This is a genomic window from Paenibacillus nanensis, from assembly GCF_003583765.1.
GTDB lineage: Bacteria > Bacillota > Bacilli > Paenibacillales > Paenibacillaceae > Pristimantibacillus > Pristimantibacillus nanensis.
This window is the reverse complement of the sequence record NZ_QXQA01000001.1, coordinates 127624-150490: the sequence shown is the minus strand read 5'-3', so window position 1 is coordinate 150490 and position 22867 is coordinate 127624. Positions and strand designations below refer to the sequence as shown.

Sequence of the window (22867 nt, the reverse complement as noted above, 5' to 3'; positions counted from 1 at the left end):
ACATTTATTTAGGGTAAAAAAAGGAGCATTCCCCAGCGCAGCGCATATCCTGCTGCTGGAGATTGCTCTTTGGGCTTAATTCATCATCGTTATCCCGCCATGTCTTCAATGCGGACAGATCGCGTATGAACCGTATGATTCCAAGTCTTGTTCCTGCTTGTGACGAGTCCGACGAGCGTTATCGGGAACCATGTGAACTGGAATACCGGGAACAAGATAAGGCCCAAGTACGAACGCCACGGCCTGCGCTCCAGAAGCATAACGAGCGGGAACTGCAGGAACAAGGCGGCGTTCAGCGCGACCCAAGCCGAGTCCGGCAGCGTGCGCAGCCAAGCGAACTGTTCGTGAAGCGGCGTCGCCAGCTGCAAATACGACATGACCCAGACTGCGGCTACGAACATGAACCGGATCGGCTGGAACAGATACATCGCCGCATCGAACTGCGCGAAGCTTCGCGACCGAATCGCCTGCAGCATCAACGGTCCCATGTACCGCCTTGCGCAGTCGGTATGGCCTCTCATCCAGCGCACCCGCTGCCTCATCGACGCGGCTAGCGTGATCGGCTTCTCGTCGTAGATGATCGCCTGATTCGCCCAGGTCGGATAAATGCCGAGCCCGATGCATCGCGCGGTGAACTCGACATCCTCCGTAAGCGACGTGGCATTCCAGCCGATTTCCTTAAGAAGGCCGGATTCAAAGCACATCCCCGTCCCGGCGAGCGTTGTCGCCATGCCCCAATTATGCCTCGCCTGCTGCCACATCCGGTTAATGAACCAATACGTAATGGCATAAGAAAGAGAGACCCAGGAATCGAACGGGTTTTTGGTCTCGACATAGCCTTGCACGACCCGGTGCCCGTCCGCCAGCTTGTTATTCATCTCGCGGAGGAAATTGCGGCTGACCAGGTTGTCCGCGTCGAACACGACCACGGCGTCGTATTGGCGCTCCCGCTCCCACAGCTGCTCGAGCATCCATTCCATGGCGAAGCCTTTGCCTTTCCGGGAATCGTCGGACCTCTCCATCGCGTAGACGCCGTGCGCGGCCGCGATTTCCGCCGTGCGGTCGGTGCAATTGTCGCAAATGACGAATACGTCGTACAGCTCGGCAGGGTAGTCCAAGGTGTTCAGGTTGTCGAGCAGCGGCGCGATCACCCTCTCCTCGTTGTGCGCGGCGATCAGAATCGCGAAGGATTTCCGGGGAGCGTGCTGTAATCCGCGCTTTTTCTCCCGTCTGAAGCCGGCTAAGCTAATCAAGATTTGATACAGGGTAACGGCAAAAATAATAAACTGAAATACATTGGCGAGTACCATAAAAAAATGCTGCATAATGCCGTCCTTTCGAGGTTAACGGGCGCTGCCCCGGTACGATAGCGCGAGGTCGAGCACATTCCCTGTTTGATCATAAGATGCGATATCGGATTTGCCGTTGCCGTCCATGTCGGCGACGAATCCGATCCTTCCTTTTTCCCCGGCCCATGGGCCGTAATCGTTGTCCAGCCGCACAAACCGGCCTTCGCCGTTATTCTCCCCTACTCGCCATACTCCCTTCGAAGCGTTATAGAAGATCAGGTCGTCCAGACCGTCCCCGTTCGGATCGCCGACCATCAGGTCGCCAGACTTCCAGGAGACGTCGACCGGCACGGGAGCGGAAAGCTTCCCGCCGTCGTCCTGGTATAGGATCGCAGTCGTCCCCTCCGTCTCCGACCGGAACAGCAGATCGTCTCTCGACGCGTCCCGGAAACGGCCGGCGTACAGTACGGCATCCTCAGGCACGCCCGGCTCCGCCTCCGCGATATCCCATCCGTCCCCGCTCTTGTTCACGGCTCGGATGAGCAGGATTCGCGTCTCCTGTCTGGCGATGAAGCCAAGCCCTTGCCCGAATCGGAAGGGCAGCAGCTGCTCCAGCCCCGGCGGGAGCGTCCCGGCCGGCTCCATCGCCAGAAAACGCCGATCGTCCGCCAGCCCCGCGCGAAGCGCGCCCGATACCGGATCATACCCGATCAGGTCCTCCTTGCCGTCCCCGTTCACGTCGGCCAGAACAAGCCGCTCCTCCGGCGCGAACGTCTCTTGCAGCCATACTTCAGACGCTTCCTGCATTCGGTTGCGAGGCCATTCGTAGCTGCCCGGAATAACCCGAACCCGACGCAGCTCGCGCACGAGCACGTCGTCGCTGCCGTCTCCCGTTATGTTCCCCAGCAGAATATCGGCGGCCGCGGCGGACGGAGGCAGTGTTACCCGGTGGGCGGGCGTGAACGGCACGATATCGTGGAGCGACTGCCACTTGTAGCCTCTCTCCTTCATCCCGCTTATAAGCCGGTGCAGATAAGAAGGCTCGCCGCCGTCCGTATAGCGGTATACCGGCAGACCGTCCTTCATCTCCGGCTCTCCGTCCGGTCCGACAACCGGCTCGAGATAGTCGAACTCCTTGAACGGATGCACGTACATCGCCGCCAAACCGTTGTCACCCTCCGCCTTCTTCAGCATACCGTCGACGGAAGAGTCGTCGCTCACGTAGCTGTACGGAGCCGGCACGTAGACGGAGCCGAGAGTGTCTTGTCCGTATGGGTTGACGCTGTCGTAGGCGTTCAAATCCTTCAGCGACCGGAGCGAAAAAAAGTCGGGCTGGTACAGAATGCCGACATGCGAGCGGAAAACCTTCTCCTGCTCTCGCGTATCGTGATAATGAGGCGATTCCCAGAACGCGGGAAGCAGCCCCGCCGTCTCGAACGCCTTCAGGCTGCTCATCATGCGCGCCGCCGCATAGGAAGCATCATTCGTCTCCGGCGCGTCCTTCACCTTGAACTCGTTGCCGGTTCCCGAATTGTGTCCGCCGTCCTCTCTCTCTGCCTCTCCGTACTGGTGCGTGTAGCCGTGCATGCCGAGCACGCCGCCGCCAGCTTGGACATGGCGCAGCAGTTCGACGAAATGGGCCGTCACCTCGTCCGGGTCCGGATCATCGATCCCCCTCTCCGTCCAGGCGCCGTCCTCCTCGAGCATCATTCTTCTTGGAATGACCGCCACGTGGAACGGAATCCGCTCCGACGCGATATAGTCGAATACGGCCCTCAGCTTGCCAAGGCCTTCGATGCTGCCGTAATCGCCTCCCGGCCCGACGTCCTCGAGACGAAGCATCGCATGTTTTTTGTCCTTATTCGGATAAATATTCGCGCCCGTGTAGGTATGGACGAGCACGAACGCGGCCAGCGCGATTAGCGCGGCTGCCGCGCAGATAACGATGATCCGCGCTCGCGCGGCTCTTTTATTTTTTAATAGCATGCTCTTCAATCTAGGTGCCCCCGCTGACGCTCAGTCTCTATCAAATTTTGTCGAAAAAAAATAGGCATAGCGATTATAGCATTAACAACTTCTGCTTACTATAGAAAATTTTCGTGCCGGAGCAGAGCGCCATCAACGGCTAAGCGGCCGGGGAATAGGGCATGAAAAAAAGCCCCCCATACGGCAGCAGGCATCTATCCTTTCGCCTGTCTGCCGTATGGGGAGCCTATTATGTTGCTTTAAGCGGATGCCGCTTCCAGCAGCCCGTTCTTCTCCAGCTCGGCCGCCCGCTCCAGCAGCATGACCGCGCTGAGCTGGGTGCTCAAGGTCACGCGTTCGGCCGGCTGCGACGACCAATCGGTATGGAACAGCTGGCGATTCGCATCGCGCCCTTTATTCCACAGCGCGCTTGCGTTGCCAAGCAGCAGCTCTTCAGCCGCCGACCGCGCCGGCGCTTCCTTGGCAAGCTCGGCAAGGTAACGAACGAGAATGCCTTTGAACAGTCCGCCGTCGCCGTCGCCTTCATCAGGGAATACGCCGGTCGTACCGTCCGCCAGTTGGGCCCGCGCGGCCTCAGCCGTCCGGATCGCATCTTGCAAGTACGCCTCTTCCCCGGTAGTGCGGTACAGCTCCACGCCGGCCCCGATATAGACGCCTTGGCAATACGTGAACTTCCAATCCTTGTCGATCGAGCCGTCGCCGGTCCGGTTCATGCCGTCCCAGACAAAGCCGCTGTCCGGATCGACCAGATGCGTCTTCTGCCACTCGTAAATGCGGAGCGCCCACTCGAGATTGTTCGGCTCGCCGAACGCCCGGTACAGCCTTGCGGCCAGGATGACCGCAGGCGCGTTCGCCGGCGTATTCTTGTAATCCAGCTGCGACTTCTGCCAGGCGATCCCGCCGCCCATATGATCGTTCCACCCGGTCTTAATATCCTCCCACAGAATAAGCGCAGCTTCCTTATACGGCTTGACGCCGGTTGCCTCGTAGGCCCTCAGCCAAGCGAGCGCCATCCATTCCATATCGTCGTACAGCTCGTTCGGGAACGCTCCGCCGTTCCTGCGCAGCAGCCCGTCGTAGAGCTGCTCGAGACGTCTGGCGTAGCCGCTGCCCCCCGTCCTCAAATAGCCGTCCGTGAGCGCGTCGACCGCGTGCGCCATCCACCAATAATGAAAGATCGTATTGCATGCCCCGTTCGGACATGGCGTCTCGATATTGAACATATGGATCCCGTCATTCCAAAAATAGCGGTCAAGCGCCGCCTGCGCGTCGTCGGCCCGTCTGTGCCATTTCATCTGTTCCACTCCTCTGCTTTCTCTAGCTCCTGTTCCGTGCCTCAAGCCGGGCGAGCTGCTCCAGCAGCATCATGCCGCTTAGCTGCGTGCTGAGCTGAACGACCTCATCCGGCGTCTGCGCCCACGAGTTGCTGAACAGCGCCCCTTCGGCTCCTTTGCCGTATTCCCATAGACTGTCCCCGTTCACCTGAAGCAGCTCCGCCAGCGACTTCGCGGTCTCATCCTCCGGATCCAAGGCGATCAGCTCGCCCACGTAACGGACAAGCACGCCTTTGAACAAAGCGCCGTCCCCCTCCCCTTCGGAAGGGAGCATGCCGGTTGCCGGACTCGTAAACGCTTCTTTCAGATAAGCGGCCGTCTTGCGGGCATCGGCCAAATATTCGGCTTCGTTCGTCGCCTTGTACAGCTCGGCTCCCGCTCCGATGTAGACGCCTTGGCCGTACGTAAACTTCCAGTCCTTGTCGATGGCGCCGTCACCCATCCGGTTCATGCCGTCCCACACGAGACCCGTGCCGGGATCAACAAGCGCCGCCTTCTGCCAGTCGTAGATTTTTCTCGCCCAGGCGAGATCATCTTCGTCTCCAAAGCGCTGATACAGCCTTGCCGCGAGAATGGCGGCGGGCGCGTTGGCCGGCGTATTTTTGTAATCCAGCTGCGTCTTGCGCCAAGCGATGCCGCCGCCCATCTCGTCGTTCCAGCCGGTCTTGATGTCCTCCCATAAGACAAGCGCCGCTTCCTTGTACCGTTCTTCTCCCGTCGCGTCGTAAGCGCGCAGCCAGGCAAGCGCCATCCACTCCATATCGTCGTAATAGTCGTTCGGGAAGACGCCGGCGTTGCGGTCCAGTATGCCTTGGTACAGCTTCGCCAGCTGCTCCGAATACCGCTCACCGCCCGAGCGCTCGTAGCCGTCGACGAGGACGTCCGCCGCATGCGCAAGCCACCAATAGTTGAACGGATCGGTGCAGAGCTGCAGCATACAAGGCGCGGCGTTGTTGTAGAGCCCGCGGCCCTCGTCCCAGAACGACTCCTGCAGCTGCAGCTGCGCTTCCTCGGCGCGTTCGGCCCAGACGGCCGCGTCCCTTGTGCCAAGCGCCTGCCTCAGCAGGCCGTTCGGCCACGCCGCGGCCAGCGCGGCCATTGCAACGACGGCGGCGACTGCCGCGGCCAGCATTTTGTTCCGATGTCGCTTCATGCAGCCGGCACCTACCCCTTCACGCCCGTGAAGGCGATGCCCTGCACGAAATATTTTTGCAGCAGCAGGAACAGGATCAGAATCGGCAGAATCGCGATCAGCGCGCCGGCCATCATCGGGCCGTAGTCCGTTTGATAGTTGTACGAGAACGCCTGCAGCCCCATTTGAATCGTCGCTTTGTCGGGGTCATTCAGCACGATCATCGGCCATAGGAAGCTGTTCCAGCCCGCCTGGAACGTGAAGATGCCGAGCGTCGCAAGGGCGGGCTTCGTCAGCGGCAGATAGATATTCCAGAAGATGCGGAATTCCTTGCAGCCCTCGATCCGCGCCATCTCCATCATGTCCGACGGCAGCGTCAGGAAAAACTGCCGCATGAAAAACACCGCGAACGATCCCGAAGCGCCCGGCAGAATGATGCCCCAGAACGAGTTCAAAAGGCCGTTGCCGCCTCCGCCGAGCAAGTCGTTCCCGCCGAAGAGCGGGAAATGCTTCAGCACGTAAAAGCTCGGAATCATCGTGACGATGCCCGGAATCATCATCGCGGCCAGCAGGACGCGGAACATCGCCGTGTTGCCGCGAAAGTGCAGCTTCGCGAACGCGTAGCCGCTGAGCGAGCCGAAAAACAGGTTCGCCAGCACCCCGGCTACGGCAAGCACAAGCGAGTTCCAGAAATAAAGGCCGAACGGCACGGTCGTGAACGCTTGCCGGTAATGCTCGAGCGTCACCTCCGACGGCAGCCACCGGATCGGGATCGAGAAGATGTCTTCGCTTGGCTTCAGCGACGTCATCAGGCTCCAGAAGAACGGCAGAAACATAAATACGGCGATCGCGATGCTGACCGCGTAGAATAAAGCATTGCCAGCCGCTGCGCGGGTCCGGTAGGAGACGGCCGGAGAGGCGGCGATTGACGATCGGCCAAGCCGTGATGGTTGAGTCTTCATACCGTCCCCTCCTATATAATCGATTCTTCCGATTTATTGATCCGCATGTTAATAAACGAGAAGATCAGGATCGCAAGCGCCAGAATAAACGCCTGCGCGGACGCGTATCCCATCTGCAGCTGGTTGAAGCCCTGCTGGTAAATCAGGTATACCGGCGTTTTCGTGACGTTGCCAGGCCCTCCCTGCGTCAGCACGAACGCCTGATCGAACAGCTGCAGCGCGCCGATAATCGACATGGTGCTGACCAGGAAGGTCGTCGGTCTAAGCTGGGGCCACGTAATGTAGCGGAACCGGTCGAAGGCGGTCGCCCCGTCCAGCTTCGCCGATTCGTACAAATATTCGGGGATGCCCTGCAGGCCGGCGATATAAATAATCATGTTGGAGCCGACCGACTGCCACAGCGTCACAAGAATAATGGACAGCATCGCCGTCTCCGTCTGCGCGAGCCAAGCCGGACCGACAACGCCGAAGTAGCTCAGGATCCCGTTCACGAGACCGAACTCCGGATGCAGCAGCCAGATCCATACCGTGGCGGCCGCAACGGCCGACGTCAGCGTCGGCAAATAGTTCATCGTGCGGAACAGCCGGACGCCCGGACGCTTAAAATTCATCAGCATGCCGAGCAGCAGAGAGATCAGGATATTAAGCGGAACAAATACGATTGCGTAATAAAAGACATTTTTGAACGTCTGCCAGAACAGGCTGTCGTCAACAAGCCGCTTGTAGTTGTCGACGCCGACAAAGTCCATGCGGCTGACGACGTCGTAATTGGTGAAGCTGAGGAATAGCGCCATAACGACCGGTATGATCGTAAAGACGAGGAATAACACCATCGTCGGGGTTATGAACAGATAGGCCATCTTCGCCTGATGGCGGTTCAGCTTGCCGATGGAAGCCACATGCGTTCCCTCCTTGCCATTTAAGAATACGGGCGGAGAAGAATATCCTCCCCGCCGCATCCCCAAGCGTTATTTCACTTCCGCATTATCCGCAAGCAGCTTGTCGCCTTGCGACTGCGCCTTGGCTAGCGTATCCTCCAGGCTCTGCTCGCCCTGCTGGTACAGCTGAAGATTCGGAATCAAGCCGTCGTTCTCCATGACCGAATACCCCGGATGCGCCGGACGGATCTTCGCGAACTCCAGCGTCTCCATGAACGGCTGCCAGAACGGATCGTCCTTGAAGAACGGATCCTCGAGCGCCGCCTTCAGACCCGGCATGTTCAAGCTCGTTTTGGCCCAGAGCAGCGCGTTGTCTTTGTTCGCCGTCCACCATTTAATGAACTCCCAAGCCTCTTCCTTGTGCTTCGCGCCTTCTGGAATGACGAGGCCGAAGCCGCCCATGACGCTGCCTTTGCCGCCGTTTGGTCCCGCCGGCGGCGGCACGATGCCGAAATCGAGGTCCTTGCCGTATTTTTTGTACGTGCTCAGCATCCATGGCCCCGTATAATGCATCGCCAGCTTGCCGGTGACGAACGCGTCCGTCCCTTCGCCCAGGCCCTGCTCGAAGCCGACTTTGTACACCTTATCCTCGTTCAGCAGCTTGTTCCAGAAGCTCAGCACCCTTTTGCCCTGCTCGTTGTTGAAGTTCGTTTTGCCGTCCTCCGTCAGCATCGTTCCGCCCGCCTGCTGCAGATACATATTGAACAGGCCGTTATCTCCCAGGGAGAAGCCCGCAACCTCCAGCTTGTCGCCGTTCCACTTCGTCGTCTTAATCGCCGCATCCTCGAGCTCCGCCCATGTCGTCGGCGGCTTCACGCCCGCTTCATCCAGAAGCTTCTTGTTGTAGAAGAGGGCGCGGGCATCGACCGTTAGCGGCAGACCGTACAGCTTATCGTTGTAGGACAGCTCTTTGATCGACTCCTCATAGAACGCGTCCTTCGCGATGCCGTCCTTCGCCATATAGTCGTCGAGCGGATGCAGCACGTTCTTCGGCGCGTACAGCGACGTTCTCCACCTGTCCCAGAACAGGATGTCCGGGGCGCCTCCCGAGGTGGCCGCCGTCAGAAACTTCGTAATCATGTCCTGCTGCAGCACATATTTGACGCGGATGCGGTCCTGCGATTTGTTGAAGGCGTCGACCATCGTCTCGAATTGCTTCTGGCCTTCCCCGCCCCAATCGCCCCAGAACGTCAGCTCGACGGGCTTGCCGCTGCCGCCGTCTCCCGCTCCGCCGTTCGAGCCGCCGCTATTGTTGTTATTGCCGCTGCAGCCGATAACCCCGATGATTAAGATGACTGCCAGCATTGCCTGCGATACCCATCTCTTCATTCGACTTGCCTCCCTTTTCGTTTAGCTCTTGGAAACTTGAATGCCGCAATATTCCATCGCCAGCTCGCTGAACATCATGTTGGCCCACGAGAACCAAGGCCTTGTATATTGGCTGGGGTCGTCAACGGAAAATCCTTCGTGCATGAAGCCCGTATCCGCATCCGTTCGGGACAGCAGCTCCAGCATACGCGCCTTCTCGCTCCGGTCGCCGGTCGTGAGTCCCTGCATGGCAAGAGCGATCGGCCAGACGTAACGTTCCGGCGTGTGCGGACTCCCGATTCCTTCCGCTGCTTTTCCCCGGTAAAAATAAGGATTGTCTTCGCTCAATATAAAGCGCCTCGTATTCCGATACACCGGATCATCCGCGCTCCGGTAGCCGAAATAAGGAATGGCCAGCAGGCTCGGCACGTTCGCGTCGTCCATCAGGTTATAGCCGCCGAGGCCGTCGGTCTCATAGGCGTAGATTCGCCCGTACTTCGGATGCTCGACGATCCCGTACCGCTCGATGCCCTGCTCGATTTCGTTCCGAAGCGCCTCGGCTTCGGCCGCGAGCTCCTTATCAAGCAGCACCTTGTTCGCGATCTGCACGAGATAGCCAAGCACGACAACGGCAAACATATTGGACGGTATCAAGTAGCCGTACGTACAAGCGTCGTCGCTTGGCCGGAAGCCCGACCATGTCATGCCGGTATAGGCGGTCAGACTGCCTCTCCCCTCGCGCGTCAGCGTATCCGTCGGCGGGCAATTCAGCCTTTCGAACGTATACGGAGATTGCGTCTCGTGGTGCTGCTCCGTGCGCCATAGCTTCAATATCTCGCCGGCCGCCTCGCGGAACGTCGCGTTGAAATGGCTCGTTCTTCCGGTATTCCGCCAGAGCAGATAACTGAGCTGGATCGGGTAGCATAACGAATCGACCTCGTACTTCCGCTCCCACAGCCACGGGTTCATCTCCGTCAGATCGCCGTGATGCCCGTCTCCGGTAGGCGCTTCATTGAAAGCGTTTGCGTACGGATCGATCAAAATACATTCGAGCTGACGCTGCACCACCCCGGCGATCATGTCCGCCAAGACATGATCGCCGGCTGCCGGAATGAGGTACGGCCTCACCTGCGCCGCCGAATCGCGAAGCCACATCGCGGGTATATCCCCCGTAATGACGAAGGTTGTGCCGTCCCCTTTTCTTCTGATCGTGGTCTGTAGCGTATTGATATAACATTTTTCGAACATATTTCCGAGTTTGCTGCCGTGCCCCCACTGCCCGGTCACCTTATTCAAGATGGATTGAATGGAAAATGGCGTTTGCGGTGACGTCTGGTTCAAATCGTTACCTCCCCCTTTAATCTTCTCCAACCGGCTGATATCCGCTTAATGAACCGCTTACATTTCCGATTATAGGGAGGGTAACATAATATGTCAATATAAAAATGTAATATTTAAACATGCCAATATATCTAGTTATTTAATTGGTATAACATTATGCGACAAATTTCGTTTATACCCATCCAGCTCCTGCGTCTCCGTAAGTCGGCCCAGAAAAAAACTTTTTTAAAAAATTGAACAAAATCGCTTGCACCTTACGTAACGTAAGCTTTTATAATGAGGCTACCGGTGATCGAGCTAGCGAAATAGAAAGGAGATGATCAATGAAAACCTATTGGAAGGTCGGAGATTTAGCCAAGCTGACAGGGCTAACCGTGCGTACGCTGCGCTTCTACGACCAGATTGGCCTGCTCTCGCCTTCGGCTGCCACGGAATCGGGACATCGGCTCTACGATGACGAGGATTTATCGCGGCTCTATCGAATTGTGTCGCTGAAAGAGTTAGGCCTGTCGCTCGACGAAGTGAAAGCGGCGCTGACGGGCCGCGGGATAGACCCTCTCGAGGTCGTCAATTTGCAGATCGAGCGTGCGCAAGAGCAAATACGGCGGCAGCAGAGGCTGCTGGATCAATTGAGGCACGTGTCTAAGCTGATGAAAGGTAAGGAGCAGGTGACGGTAGACGATTTCACCACGCTGCTGCAAGCGATGAAGAATGACTACGAGAAGCCTATTCTGAATCGTCAACAAAGCTGGGAGCAACGTTTTGGCCTGCTGGGGATGTTCTTAGCGGGTGGAGATGACAAAACAAACAATAAAAAAGAAGAAAACAAGGAGGATTAAGATCATGAAAGAAAAATTTGTAAGTCATGGAACATTCGTCATTGATAAAACGTATCCGGCATCCAGGGAGCAGGTATACCATGCAATGGCTGACGCTGAAGCCAAAGCGCGCTGGTTCACGAAGCCAGAAGTGTTCGACTTTCGGGTAGGCGGACGGGAGTTCAGCAGCGGCGAAGCGCCGGACGGCGGATTGTACACGTTCGACGCGACTTATCAAGAGATTGTTCCGCTCGAGCGGATTGTGTATACGTACGTGATGGACTTTAATGGCGTTCGGTTCTCGGTGTCGATAACGACGATTGAGCTTTCAGACGCGGATGGCGGCACAAAGCTGACCTTTACGGAGCAAGGCACCTTCTTCGACGGGCTGGACGCCGTGGAGAATCGGGAGCACGGATCGAGAGAGCTGCTGGAGCTATTGGGCAATTCGCTTGCTCAGAGCCATGAGAGCGCTGCGGCTGAGGACGATGCCGATCCAGCTCCCGGCGAATTAGAGTTTGTCCATATGCGTTTGTATGATTTCCCGAAGGAAGCGGTTTACAGTGCATGGGCGCAGCCGGAGCTTCTAACCCAGTGGTGGGGGCCAAATGGCTTCACGAGCACGTTCCACGAATTCGACTTCCGCGAAGGCGGCTTCTGGCGCTTTACCTTTTACGGACCGGACGGCAAGGATTATCCGAACGAAAACAAGTTTATCGAGATTGAGCCGGGGAAACGGATCGTACTGGAGCATCAAGGCGCTCCCGAATTCCGGCTGACGGCGACATTTACGGAACAAGCTGGTCAGACGCGTTTGACATTCCGTCAACAGTTCAAAGACGAGAACGTATTCGAGCAAGTCAAATCATTTTGCCCGGACAGCAACGAGCAGAATCTGGACCGTCTTCAGGCCGTGTTAGAAGGACAGCATGTTAAGTAACTGCAGGCAGCATGCCGCTTAAACCGCATCGGCCTAAGAACTTTGGAACGTTCTTAGGCCGATTTTGGGTTGTCCGTTTAATACCCGCGTTCCGAAACTCGCGGCTTAACCGGCCCCGTCGAGCTGCCGACAATCAGCTCGGCATCCAATAAGACGCGGTTCGGAAGCTGCTCGCCCTCCCGAAGCCTGAGCACATGCTCGAATGCGAGCCGCCCCATCTCTTCTTCATTCTGCCTTAGATGCGTGTAAGGCTGGACGCCATTGCGGTACGGGCTGTCGAAGCAGATGATCGACAGATCGTCCGGCACGGCAAGTCCAAGCTCCTTCGCCGCTTCCGACGCCAGCAAGGCGATATTGTATTCGGTCGCGAACAGCGCCGTAATATGCGGATGCTTGACCAGATGAGCCTTGATCTTCTCGATGTCCTTCCGCTTGTTCTCCTCGACGTAAGCGGTAGGCAGCGTGGATGTAATGTCTTGGATCCATATATCGCGGTCCACGACGACGCCCCGTTCCGCATGCGCTTGGATGAAGCCTTCGATCCGGTCCTCGATCGCGGTCGTGTCCATCGGCGGGGGCGTAAGAAACGCGATATGCCGGTGGCCGAGCTCGAACAGGTAATTCGTCCCCTTCACCGCGCCGGTCACGTTATCCGTGCTGATGGAGCCTGCGGACAAGCCCTTCAGATGCCGGTCCACAAGCACGAACGGAAACTGGCCGATAACCAGCTTCAATATTTCGGAGTTGAAATATTCCCCCTGCGCCGGCAAAATGATAAGCCCGTCCACGCCAAGCTCCAGCAGACCCTTAATCGCTTCTTCTTCGTTCGCGGGAATGCCGAACGACCGGCGCAGGACGAGATAGGAATCATGATCGCGCGACGCCTGCTCCATCCCGTAGACCAACCCGTTGCCGTACGCGTCGCCGAAATCCGTCATAATTAGTCCGATGAGACGCCTGCCGCCCGTCCGGCGCTGCTTGGACGGTATCGCCGCCGAGCCTTGAAGCGGCGTATGGGAGCGGCCAAAATCCGCTACGAATGAGCCTCTGCCCGGCTGCCGGACGATATACCCGTCCATCGCCAGCAGCTCCAGCGCCTTCTTGCTCGTAATCCGGCTCACTTGAAACTCGTCGCCGAGCTCCTTCTCCGACGGGACACGGTCCCCCACCGCGTATTTGCCCTCCCTAATCCGGTCGCGCAGCGTTTCGAATATTTGCTCGTACATCGGCTTTGACGCCTGATCGTTCGGCATCCGGCAATCCCCCTCATCCAATAGCCATATCTAGTTATATACTAATATATCATGATATATATGATTTGTGAATACAAGCGGGAGGACGCGAAAAAACCGGAGGCTGCTGGGGAGAGCCTCCGGTTTATCCTGTATCAATATGTTAACCCCATTAAGGATTTGCGGAATGAGCCGCCGATACAGCCAAATAGGCTGCGCCGATGATCCCGGCTTTGTTGCCGAGCGCCGCTTTCTCAAGCCGGACGGGCATCGGCGTCGCCTCCGCGACGGCCTGCTCCAGACGATGCCACCATGCTTCGGGCGTCTCGATCAAGCCGCCGCCGATGACGATCGCCTCCGGTCCGCATACATGGTACAGCGAGATAAGCCCCGCCGCGAGATCGCGCGCGAAGCCGTCGACCGCTTGTGCGGCTCGGCTGTCCCCCGCTTCCGTCCGCCGCAGCAGCTCGCGGCTGTCCCAGCCGGGGTCGATGCCGCGGGCGACTCGATTCAGGGCGCTGCCGGAAGCGTATTGCTCCAGGCAGCCGCGCTGGCCGCAGTTGCATGGCAAGCCGTCCTGCTTCAGAATCAGATGCCCGATCTCTCCGCTTCTTCCGAGATGGCCGTGCACGAGCCGGCCGCCGCTGACAAGCGCGCCGCCGATTCCCGTTCCGACGGCGGCGAGAGCGAAGGAGGCGCAGCCCTTCGCGGCGCCGACCCACGCCTCGCCAAGCGCCGCCGCGTTCACATCGTTGTCCGCGCGCACCGGCAGGCCGGTGTGCCCGGCCAACAATTCGGCGAGCGGAGTGCCGGTCCAGCCGGGCAAATTGTCCGTCGCGTAGGTGACGCGGCCCGATACCGGCTCGATAATGCCGGCGGAACCGACTCCGATGGCATGCACCGGCTCGCCGGCCTCCGCTAGAAGCGCGTCTGCAAGCTTATACATCTCGCGCATGATGCCGGCTCCGCCTTCCTCAACCGGCGTCCGCACGGCGAGCTCCCGCGCGATGGAGCCATCCGGCGTTACAAGACCCGCCTTCATGCCCGTCCCGCCGATATCAATGCCAAGGAAGAAGCCGGCGGATGTAAACTGCGCCATCGTCAAGAACGCCCTTCCGCGGTCTTCATCGCCGCCACATAATCCGCCGTAATCAGCTGCGGCCGCGTAATGGCCGATCCGACCACCACGAAATGCGCGCCGCGCTCAAGCGCCATCGCCGCCTGCTCCGGCCTGCCGATCCCGCCCTCCGCTACGACCGGAACGGCGAGACGTTCCGCTAACCGGCTCACAAGCTCGAGGCGCGGAAGCGGTCCCTGGCTGTAGGGCGTATAGCCGGCCAGCGTCGTGGATACATAGTCCGCTCCGAGCTCCGCTGCCCGCACGCCTTCCTCGAATGTCGAAATATCCGCCATGATGGCGATGCCCTTGCGCTTCAGCCGGGCGATCGTTTCGCCTAACTCAAGGCCGTCCGGCCGGGGCCGGTCCGTTGCGTCGATCGCGACAATGTGCGCGCCGGCTTCATGAACGGCGGCCGCATCCTCCACCGTTGGCGTAATATATACGTCAAAGCCCGGATAATCTCTTTTCCATAACCCGATAATCGGCAAGCCGACCGCTTTCCTAATCGCCTGTATATCCTCCGGGCTGTTCGAGCGGATGCCTCCCGCTCCTCCTTCCGCGGCGGCGCGGGCCATCGCCGCCATATGATGAGAGCCGTGCAGCGGCTCATGCGGCAGCGCCTGGCACGATACGACCAGACTTCCCGCGGCAATGATAGACGTCGTCATCGCTATTCCTTCTTTCTATTAAAGTGCGCGCAATGCCGGCCACTTCATCTCGACGCCTGCGTCACGCAGCCAGCCTTGATAGCCGGCCAATGCGGCTTCATCCCCCCGGACGGCGCGCGGCTCCAGCTTATGCTCCACGCAGTAAGCCGCCAAATAGCCGGCCGCTTCCCCGATATTCCATTCGACCGGATGAAGTCTGTAGCAGCCGTTCGTCAAATGCGTCGTGCCGATGTTTTTGCCGGCTGCGATCAAGTTGTTCATCCGTACGGGAATGAGGCTTCCGAGCGGAATCTGGAACGGCAGGCTCGAAATATCGATGTAGGTGCGGAGCGCGGTGCTCGGATGCAGGTCGATCCGATACCCGCCGACGCCTACGGAATCGTGATAGTCCATCGCCTGGCCGTCCGGGCGGCATAGCGGACTGACATGCTGCTCGACGATGGTCGTCTCCGCCTTAATCCGTCTAGACTCCCGGATATAGGGACGTTTGGCCAGGCCGTCCAGCGTGCCGGTCACATCGCCGCGCAGCCGCAAGCCCGGATATCCGGCTTTGCCGTCCGGCCGCGGCGCTTCCGTCTGCATCCAGTACATGAGCGACAAGCTCAGCTGACGGGCGCCCTCCATATGCTTCCGCCGCTCCGCTTCCTCGACGTCGATGACCGGCCCCAGCCAATAGTCGTTCTGCGGCCAGTTGACGAGCGTCATATCGCTCTGGAACGCGCCTTCCTCGAACTGCGCGCGGTCGATCACCCGGCGGTACTTCCATAACGAGAACGACTTGCCGTCCGGGAAGAGGCTGTAGCGGATCGGCTCGAGCGTATGGGGAACAAGCCCCATCCAGCTGAGCTGCTTATCCGGCCAGAAGCCGGCTTGATAGCTCCGCCAGAAGTCGTATTGCGCCGGCTTCGCGATCGTAAAGTCCTCGCCTTCAATATGGTCCATCGCGAAGCACCACGTGATCGCCTGCATATCCGCCGGATCCGCTTCGCCGTCCAGCGCGTGGGGCTCCCCCGTATCCCGCTTCGATTCGGCGCCGGTCACGTATTCCGTTCCGGTCAGCGGCAGCAAGTCGCCCTCCTCCGTCGCATCGAGAAAATAAGCGCCCGTCAATACGGCCGTGTCGCCCGTCCATGCATGGCGCACATGCACCGCTCGCACCTGGTCTCCGTCCGTTTCCGCCTTAACCGGCTTCATATTTTCCATCACAAGCAGCGAGCCCCGATGAACGTAGGGAGCCAGCATATCGCGGAGCACCGCGAGAGCGCTCCTCGGCTCATGCGCGATGGAGCTGACGATCGCGTTCCCCGGGTTGAACTGAACCGCCGCCTGAGCCGAAGGCTGCAGCTTGAAGTTTCTTTTATAATAATCTCTGACTCTCGTCCGGAATTCCCGATATGCCGCCGTGCAGCCGAACTGCTCGATCCACGGATGCTCGTCCGGAGGCACGGCCTGATTCGTCAGTTGTCCGCCGATCCAGTCCGATTCCTCCGTCATGATGACCGTTTTCCCCGCTTTCGACGCCGCAAGCGCCGCCGCGCAGCCGCCTACGCCGCCCCCGATAATGACGATATCCGCCTGAAATTGATTATGCATCGTACCGATCTCTCCCATCGTGTTGGTGTAGAACGTTATTCACATACTCCGCGGCCGCCTCCTGCAAGGAAGGCGCGCGATCGTACAGCAATATCACAGGCAGGTCCGGCAGCCCCTCGATATCGTACGGCGAGCCGAAATGAACAAGCAGCATCGGCCCTCCGCGTTCCGAAGCAATACGGTTCACGCGTTCGAGCGCGTCCCGCTTCATCCGCTTGTTATGCGTAACAGCGGCAATAACCGGCCGTTCTCCCGGAGTCTCCGCAAGGACCTCCTGAAGCTCTTCATACGTTCCGATCTGCCGGACCTCCGTCACGATCCCGCTGTCGGACAAGCGAACCGCAAACTCCGCAAGCTGCTTCTCGCCTATAAGCATCCAGTTCGTCACGCCGCTTAGAACGCCCGCCCACAGCTCCTCGCTTCCGGATGCCCGCAGCGCCTTGCGCGCCAGCTCGAGGCTGACGAGCTTCGCTTCCTCCTGTTCAAACGCCGAAGCTTCGTACGGCTGCAGCTTGAACCGGTCCGGCGTCAGACCGTATTTCTCTTTCATTTGCATAATGCGCGCAGCCGATTCATCGATTCGGCTCTCGCTCAGCTTCCCCGACTTAACGGCGCCAAGCACGGCGTCGACCATTTCCTGTGCCTCATCCCCGCGCTCCGGACACACAAGCAGAATGTCAGCGCCGGCCTGCAGCGCCATGACGCAAGCCTTCGCCTGCGTGTATTTGGATGTCACGCCTTTCATCGACATGCCGTCCGTCACGACGAGGCCGTCGAACCCCAGCTCCTCCCGCAGAAGTCCGGTTACCATCGGACGGGACAACGAGGCGGGCAGCATGCCTGGATCGAGCGCCGGAACCGCGATATGTCCGACCATGATTGCGTCGACGCCCGCTTCAATCGCCTTGCGGAACGGAACAAGCTCGAACGCCTCCAGCCTGTCGCGGTCAAAGGGCAGCACCGGAAGATCCAGGTGCGAGTCGACGTTCGTGTCGCCGTGACCGGGAAAATGCTTGGCGGTCGCAATCATGCCGCGCTCTTGATAGCCGCGGATGACGGCCGCGCCCATACGCGACACCAGCTCCCTCGAGCCGCCGAACGAATGCGTGCCGATGACGGGATTGTCCGGGTTGTTGTTAATGTCGACGACCGGGCTGTAGTTGAAGTTCACGCCCATCGCAAGCGACTCGTCCGCCGTCGCCTTGCCGCTCTCGTATGCGAGCCGCTCGTCATTCGCCGCGCCGATTGCCATATTTTTCGGAAAATGAACCGCGCCTCCCCGCGACAGCTTGCAGCCCGCCCCCGCCACAAAATCCGCAGCCACAAACAGCGGCAAACCGCTTCCTCTCGTAAGGGACGCCTCCTGCATGCGAGACGTAAGCTTATGCACCTGCTCCGGCTCCTCCAAGCATTCCATATCAAGAAAGATGCCTCCGGCCTTGTAGCCGGCGATATATTGCTCCGCTTCCTCCGCGTAAACCGTCTCTTTGTAATAAAAGGTGAACAGCTGTCCGACCTTCTCCTCCAATGTCATCTGATCAAGCGTCTTCCGCATGGTGGGCTTCCCTTCTTTAATCGAAAATACTTTCATCCAGCAAAGCGAGCAGCATGCCCGCCGACGTAACCGCATTCGTCCAGCCGCTTTCCATGCAGTACGGTCCCCAGCCGGTATCGCCGTTGTTGCCGAAATATTCGCCGGCATTCATATCGAACGCCCGCATCCAGCCGCCGCTGAACCTGTCTTCCTTGCTCTTGATCTGAATGCGCCGCATAAACGCGGACACCTCATCGTGCAGCTTCTTGTACCGCGCTTCTCCGGTCGCCCGCCACATCTCCCAGCTGTTCATGACCAGGAAATTGTTCGTATACAGCTGATCGGCGATGCCTTCCCCGTTCCTAATATAGACGCCCGCATCCTCGAGCCCGAACCGTTCCGGATCCGGATTGTCCGCTTCCTCTATACCGCCGAGCCGGTGCTGACGCCCGATCAAATAGTCCGCCGCTTCGCGCAAGCCGGCTTCGATCTCGCCGCTCTCGTCATGGCGGGCCAAATAGCCGAGCGGCAGCAGCAGCCGTGTCAAGCCCGACGTCCGGCTGTACATAAACTGCAGCTCGCCCTTTCTGGCCAGCAGCGTCCGGGCGCCCGTCAGCGCCGTCTTCAAATACGCTTCGTCGCCCGTCACGAGATAGGCCTGAATAAACGCTGAATGCGCGATGCTCTCGAAATGCGGGTTCAAGCTCGGCTCGAGCTCCCTCGCCCCTTCCACGCCCAGCTCAGCCAGCTGCGCTCTTGTCAGCACGTTCGGGCGCAGCCCGTCCTTCCGCTGCGTGGCCAGCAAACGTTCCGCAACGAGCACCCCTCTCTGCCGGTAGACGTCCTTGCCTGTTTTCCGGTACAGATAGAGGAGCACGAAGCATACCCACGCGTTGTCGTCCGTAAATATTTGATGCGGATAAGCGCCGGGGAAATCATACCACTTCCAAAAACCGTACGACGGCGAGTTCGGATCCATATCCTGATAGCCCCGATCGAACAAGTAGCCGAGGAGGCGGTCTGAGACGTCGAGATAACGGTCATCCTTCTTCCATCTGCCGTACAAATGAAACATAAGCGCCGTATGCGCGTGGCAGTCCGGACGGCGGTCCTTCGACAGCTTGCCCGTCACCGAATGAATATTTTCGTATACGCCTTCGGAGCCGTCCGCAGCCGGCAGCATGCCCGACGCGCGGAACCAGTCCGCATTCGCGTCTACCGCCTGTCCGGCATCCGTATCTCCGGCCAGCTCAATGACAGGCGACCCTATCCGGAGCGGCAGCCCCGTCTCCTCCGTCAAACGGTTAAGCAGCAGGCTCCAGCGCCCATATGGACGAAGCGCGGCCGCATCGGCGCAAGTTAGAAGCGAGAACGCCGCATATACGACAAGACCTTGCCCGAGCTTGCGCACGATCAGTCCGGGATGTCCCGGCTTGCCGCCTGACGGACTAACATGCGTCTCTTGGTACGCGCCGAACGACAGCTTCGTCTCCCCATCAACCGCAAAGCCTTTCGCAAGTCCGCCCGCCCATTCCAGCAAAGCCCCTTCCGCTGCGCCCGGGATCGCCTCATCGCATCTCAGCTTCTCGATCGTTCTTCTCGTCGCCGGGAAGTCCTGCTTCCAGCCGAACAGCCGGGAGCTCGGGAAGTCGAACGCCTCAATCAGCTCCGCATAGATCCGTCCTCCTTGCTCCGCGAATGTCCATAGCCTCGAGCTTGCAATCGGCGAAAGAGAGACCGGCGCATCCAACGAAGCGGAGCCAAGCAAATAGACCGCGTCGAACAGCGTCAAATCGCGGCTCTCCACTTCCTCCCACGTGTAATTCTCCGCGCCGTCCGGCAGCAGCAAATGGCGTATATTCGAATCTTTTGAAAAAATGGCCGTTTTCATAGGTACCCCCTAGACTAATAAATGACGTTGGCTGCACCGGATCGAGTTGACCGGCAAGCGCGCTTCTGCGATATGCCGCTCAGCTCTTCGGCTGCCCATTCGCCATTTCCGAATTTATCCGTTTCCCCGCTTCGCTCCGTATAAGCTTTGGTATTCCGACGGCGTAAAGCCCGTCATTTTTTTGAAGGCCTTGCTGAAGGAATGGATCGACTGGTAGCGAAGCTCCTCGGATATTTGCGTAATGCTCGCTCGTCCGGCCTGAAGCCGGTTCATGGCGCGCATCATGCGCCGGTTCGCCCAATAGATTTGCAGCGGAACGCCCATCTCCGCTCGAAACGCGTGCGAGAGATAGGAATAGCTGTACCCGAAGTGCGCGGCTACCTGCCCAAGCTCCTCGATCCGGTCCATATGCCTGTCGATATATTGCACAACCTGATAGACCAGTTCCTTCCTGCCCGGTGCCTTCTCGCTCGAACCGCCCCCGCGGCCGGCATAGCCGCCGGCAATCCGGCCCGCGGTAATGACAATTTGATTGAGGATGCTGTCCAGCATGATGCGGGTCTGATTGTCCTGACGCTGCAGCTCCCCAATCAAGCTGAAGAACAGCTCATCCATCCCGAGCCGGTCTGCTACAACGCGATGCCCCGCCTCGGTCTCGAACAAAGAGAACAGGCGATTCGAGCCCGGCCGGGGCTTCAGCTCGACGCATAGGAATCGCGCCGCCTCGTGAGGTCTTCCTTCCGAGGCGATCCGGTACCCGGTTCTTGGATTCAAGCGAATGAAATGCCGTGCCGGAAGCCTAAGCTGCTCCTCGGCGGCGGTTACGACGGCGTCTCCCGACAGCATATAGACAAGCAGGTGCGCGTCGGAAGAGGTGCGCCCCTCCGCTTCGCGGCAGCCGCAGTCCCGCACCTGGCACAGCTCCAGCATGTTCAGCGCGACCGTTCTCTCCAAGTAGCGTTTATCGAAGCCGGCAGCACGTTCCTCCCTTGCAGCCGCGACCTCCGTCAGCGCCATATGCCCCCTCCCCCTTCCGGTAATCATGATGTTTGCCTTCTCTTTATTTAACCGTATTAGCCGGAACGCCGTTATCCCTATATCTTATGAAAACAAGGAAAATCTTTAGGTATTGTAAACAAATAAAAGGCCGCCCCCCGGTCTTGAACCGGCAGGGCGGCCTTCGCTTCAATCGTTATTCCTTCGCGCTGTCATACCATGCCGTCAGCTCGGCCATCATTTCCGATCCGCCCTGCGACATCCAGTCGGAGACGAAGGCGTCGTATTGATCCAGCGATTCCGCTCCGGCGAACACCTTAATGATATAGTCGTTCTCCAGCTTGTTCAGCTTCTGCTGGTTGTTCGCCACAACCGGAAGCGGCGGCGCCAGCAGCGTCGGGTCGCTCCGCGAGACCGAAAGCTGCTTCTCTTGGATCTCCTCGAAGGTCGCCTGCAGCACCGGATCCTTGCGGACGCGAAGCAGCCACTGGTCTTCGAACGCTTTGGCGTCCGTACTGGTCATGAACCAGTCCGCATTGCCGCGCTCCTCGTTAAAGATCGGCAGAATCGGCATCAGCTTGCCGTCGGCACCCGCTTGGTAGTGAACGCCTTCTTCCCCGATCGCCAGCTCCTTGAACAGGTCCGGCTGAACCTTCAAATTCATATATTTCATCGCTTCTTCTTTATGTTTGGACGATTTCGGAATGGCGATATACCAGCTTACACCGCCGCCCTGCACCCAGTTGCCGATTTGGCCGTCTGGACCTTTAAGCGAAGTGATGAGCGTAATTTCCGCGTCCGGATCGTTCTTCTTCAGCGCTTCCGTGACTGCCGGAGCTACGCCCCAGCCGTATGTCATAATGCCGGCTTTGCCGGTCGTGAACTTCTGCTGAATCGTCTCTGTCTTGTTCACCGGCCATTCCGGATCCATCAAGCCTTCGCTGTACAGCTTGTTCATGAACGCGAGATATTCCTTCATGCCCGGTCCTTCCAGACGGTGGATCAGCTTGCCGTCCTGCACGTCAAAGCTTGTCACGACGCCGAACGCGCCGGATATTTCAGGAATGATGCTCTCAAAGCCCGTCAGAGGCACGATGCCCTTCTCGTCTTTAATCGCTTTCAACAAATTGTAGAATTCATCGGTCGTCGTCGGCACTTCCATGCCAAGCTCGTCAAGCAGATTCTGGTTGATCGCTAGGGCGCTGCCGACAAATCCGCGCGGATGCTTCTCCGGAATGCCGTAGATTTGGCCGTCGACCTTCGCGTTTTCGTAAAATTCCGCCGGCGTTGCGCCAAGCAAGTCCTGCCCGTACTGTTCGAGCAGCTCGTCGAGCGGCTCCAGCGCGCCCTGCACGGCCAATCGGTTATATTGCGAGCCGCTGAGCTTCACGATATCGTACGGCTCGTTGTTCGCCATGAGCAGGTTCAGCTTATCGTCCGGGTTTTCGAGCGGAAGCGTCTCGTACTCGACCTTATAGCCGGTCGCTTCCTCCAGGAACGCGGCTACCTTATCCCCGTTCGGATCGAAATTCCGTTGTGGCCCAAGCTGCTTCAGAACCGGCTTCTCCTGCTGCTCCTCCGCCCCGCTGCCGCTTGTCCCGGTATTCGCGTCCCCGCCCTTCGAACCGGTGTTGCCGCTGCATGCGGATACCAGCAAAGCCATCATTGCTGCACAGACGATACTTAACTTCCATTTCTTGCCCACCGTATCTCCCCCATTGCGTCAATTTGTCTTCACGGATTCATCCTATCATGGCGCGTCTTGCCTGTATTTGTCTGCAGTCG

The 22867-nt window shown here is 58.8% G+C and carries 18 protein-coding genes; 2 read left to right on the top strand and 16 right to left on the bottom strand.

What is annotated here, in order from left to right:
* Positions 1 to 89: 89 nt before the first annotated feature.
* The 8 genes from D3P08_RS00640 to D3P08_RS00610 form a co-directional block, all read right to left on the bottom strand.
* A complete protein-coding gene (locus D3P08_RS00640; RefSeq protein ID WP_240647174.1) occupies positions 90 to 1325 on the bottom strand; it encodes a glycosyltransferase family 2 protein in 1236 nt (411 codons plus the stop codon).
* Positions 1326 to 1343: 18 nt separating this feature from the next.
* A complete protein-coding gene (locus tag D3P08_RS00635; RefSeq protein WP_240647243.1) occupies positions 1344 to 3275 on the bottom strand; it encodes a DUF2334 domain-containing protein in 1932 nt (643 codons plus the stop codon).
* 239 nt (positions 3276 to 3514) lie between these two features.
* Complete coding sequence (locus D3P08_RS27165; protein WP_162848317.1) at positions 3515 to 4570, bottom strand: glycoside hydrolase family 76 protein; 1056 nt, start codon at positions 4568 to 4570, stop codon at positions 3515 to 3517.
* Between the two features lie 22 nt (positions 4571 to 4592).
* The gene (locus D3P08_RS27160) at positions 4593 to 5762 is read right to left on the bottom strand and encodes a glycoside hydrolase family 76 protein (protein WP_162848316.1); all 1170 of its coding nucleotides are present in this window, start codon (positions 5760 to 5762) and stop codon (positions 4593 to 4595) included.
* A gap of 11 nt (positions 5763 to 5773) precedes the next feature.
* The gene (locus D3P08_RS00625; RefSeq protein ID WP_119597503.1) at positions 5774 to 6703 is read right to left on the bottom strand and encodes a carbohydrate ABC transporter permease; all 930 of its coding nucleotides are present in this window, start codon (positions 6701 to 6703) and stop codon (positions 5774 to 5776) included.
* An 11-nt stretch (positions 6704 to 6714) separates the two neighbouring features.
* Positions 6715 to 7563, bottom strand: coding sequence for a carbohydrate ABC transporter permease (locus D3P08_RS00620; protein ID WP_240647242.1), 849 nt, complete (start codon positions 7561 to 7563; stop codon positions 6715 to 6717).
* A 108-nt stretch (positions 7564 to 7671) separates the two neighbouring features.
* Entirely contained in the window at positions 7672 to 8970 is a 1299-nt protein-coding gene (locus D3P08_RS00615) for an ABC transporter substrate-binding protein (RefSeq protein WP_119597502.1), read from the bottom strand.
* Between the two features lie 21 nt (positions 8971 to 8991).
* On the bottom strand, positions 8992 to 10197 hold the full coding sequence (locus D3P08_RS00610) for a glycoside hydrolase family 125 protein (protein ID WP_119597965.1): 1206 nt from the start codon (positions 10195 to 10197) through the stop codon (positions 8992 to 8994).
* Between the two features lie 416 nt (positions 10198 to 10613).
* Here D3P08_RS00610 and D3P08_RS00605 point away from each other — a divergent pair, with 416 nt between their 5' ends.
* Positions 10614 to 11129: a MerR family transcriptional regulator gene (locus tag D3P08_RS00605; RefSeq protein ID WP_119597501.1), complete on the top strand. Its 516-nt coding sequence runs from the start codon at positions 10614 to 10616 to the stop codon at positions 11127 to 11129.
* Positions 11130 to 11133: 4 nt separating this feature from the next.
* Positions 11134 to 12048 carry an SRPBCC family protein gene (locus tag D3P08_RS27955; protein ID WP_119597500.1) on the top strand — a complete coding sequence of 305 codons (915 nt, stop codon included), beginning with the start codon at positions 11134 to 11136 and terminating at the stop codon, positions 12046 to 12048.
* Between the two features lie 77 nt (positions 12049 to 12125).
* Here D3P08_RS27955 and D3P08_RS00595 read toward each other — a convergent pair whose 3' ends face one another.
* The 8 genes from D3P08_RS00595 to D3P08_RS00565 all read right to left on the bottom strand — a co-directional run bounded on the left by D3P08_RS00595 (position 12126) and on the right by D3P08_RS00565 (position 22787).
* The gene (locus tag D3P08_RS00595) at positions 12126 to 13301 is read right to left on the bottom strand and encodes a GntR family transcriptional regulator (protein ID WP_119597499.1); all 1176 of its coding nucleotides are present in this window, start codon (positions 13299 to 13301) and stop codon (positions 12126 to 12128) included.
* A 151-nt stretch (positions 13302 to 13452) separates the two neighbouring features.
* The gene (locus D3P08_RS00590) at positions 13453 to 14379 is read right to left on the bottom strand and encodes an ROK family protein (RefSeq protein ID WP_119597498.1); all 927 of its coding nucleotides are present in this window, start codon (positions 14377 to 14379) and stop codon (positions 13453 to 13455) included.
* A gap of 2 nt (positions 14380 to 14381) precedes the next feature.
* The gene (locus D3P08_RS00585; RefSeq protein ID WP_119597497.1) at positions 14382 to 15068 is read right to left on the bottom strand and encodes an N-acetylmannosamine-6-phosphate 2-epimerase; all 687 of its coding nucleotides are present in this window, start codon (positions 15066 to 15068) and stop codon (positions 14382 to 14384) included.
* Between the two features lie 18 nt (positions 15069 to 15086).
* A complete protein-coding gene (locus tag D3P08_RS00580; RefSeq protein WP_119597496.1) occupies positions 15087 to 16661 on the bottom strand; it encodes an FAD-dependent oxidoreductase in 1575 nt (524 codons plus the stop codon).
* The gene (locus tag D3P08_RS00575; RefSeq protein WP_162848315.1) at positions 16654 to 18216 is read right to left on the bottom strand and encodes a glycoside hydrolase family 3 protein; all 1563 of its coding nucleotides are present in this window, start codon (positions 18214 to 18216) and stop codon (positions 16654 to 16656) included. The genes D3P08_RS00580 and D3P08_RS00575 overlap by 8 nt, the downstream gene beginning before the upstream one ends.
* A 16-nt stretch (positions 18217 to 18232) precedes the next feature.
* Positions 18233 to 20086 carry a hypothetical protein gene (locus D3P08_RS27155; protein ID WP_162848314.1) on the bottom strand — a complete coding sequence of 618 codons (1854 nt, stop codon included), beginning with the start codon at positions 20084 to 20086 and terminating at the stop codon, positions 18233 to 18235.
* Between the two features lie 114 nt (positions 20087 to 20200).
* Positions 20201 to 21103: a helix-turn-helix transcriptional regulator gene (locus tag D3P08_RS00570; protein ID WP_162848313.1), complete on the bottom strand. Its 903-nt coding sequence runs from the start codon at positions 21101 to 21103 to the stop codon at positions 20201 to 20203.
* Between the two features lie 175 nt (positions 21104 to 21278).
* Positions 21279 to 22787 (bottom strand): extracellular solute-binding protein, encoded by a 1509-nt coding sequence (locus D3P08_RS00565; RefSeq protein ID WP_119597493.1) that lies wholly within the window; start codon positions 22785 to 22787, stop codon positions 21279 to 21281.
* Between the last annotated feature and the right edge of the window lie 80 nt (positions 22788 to 22867).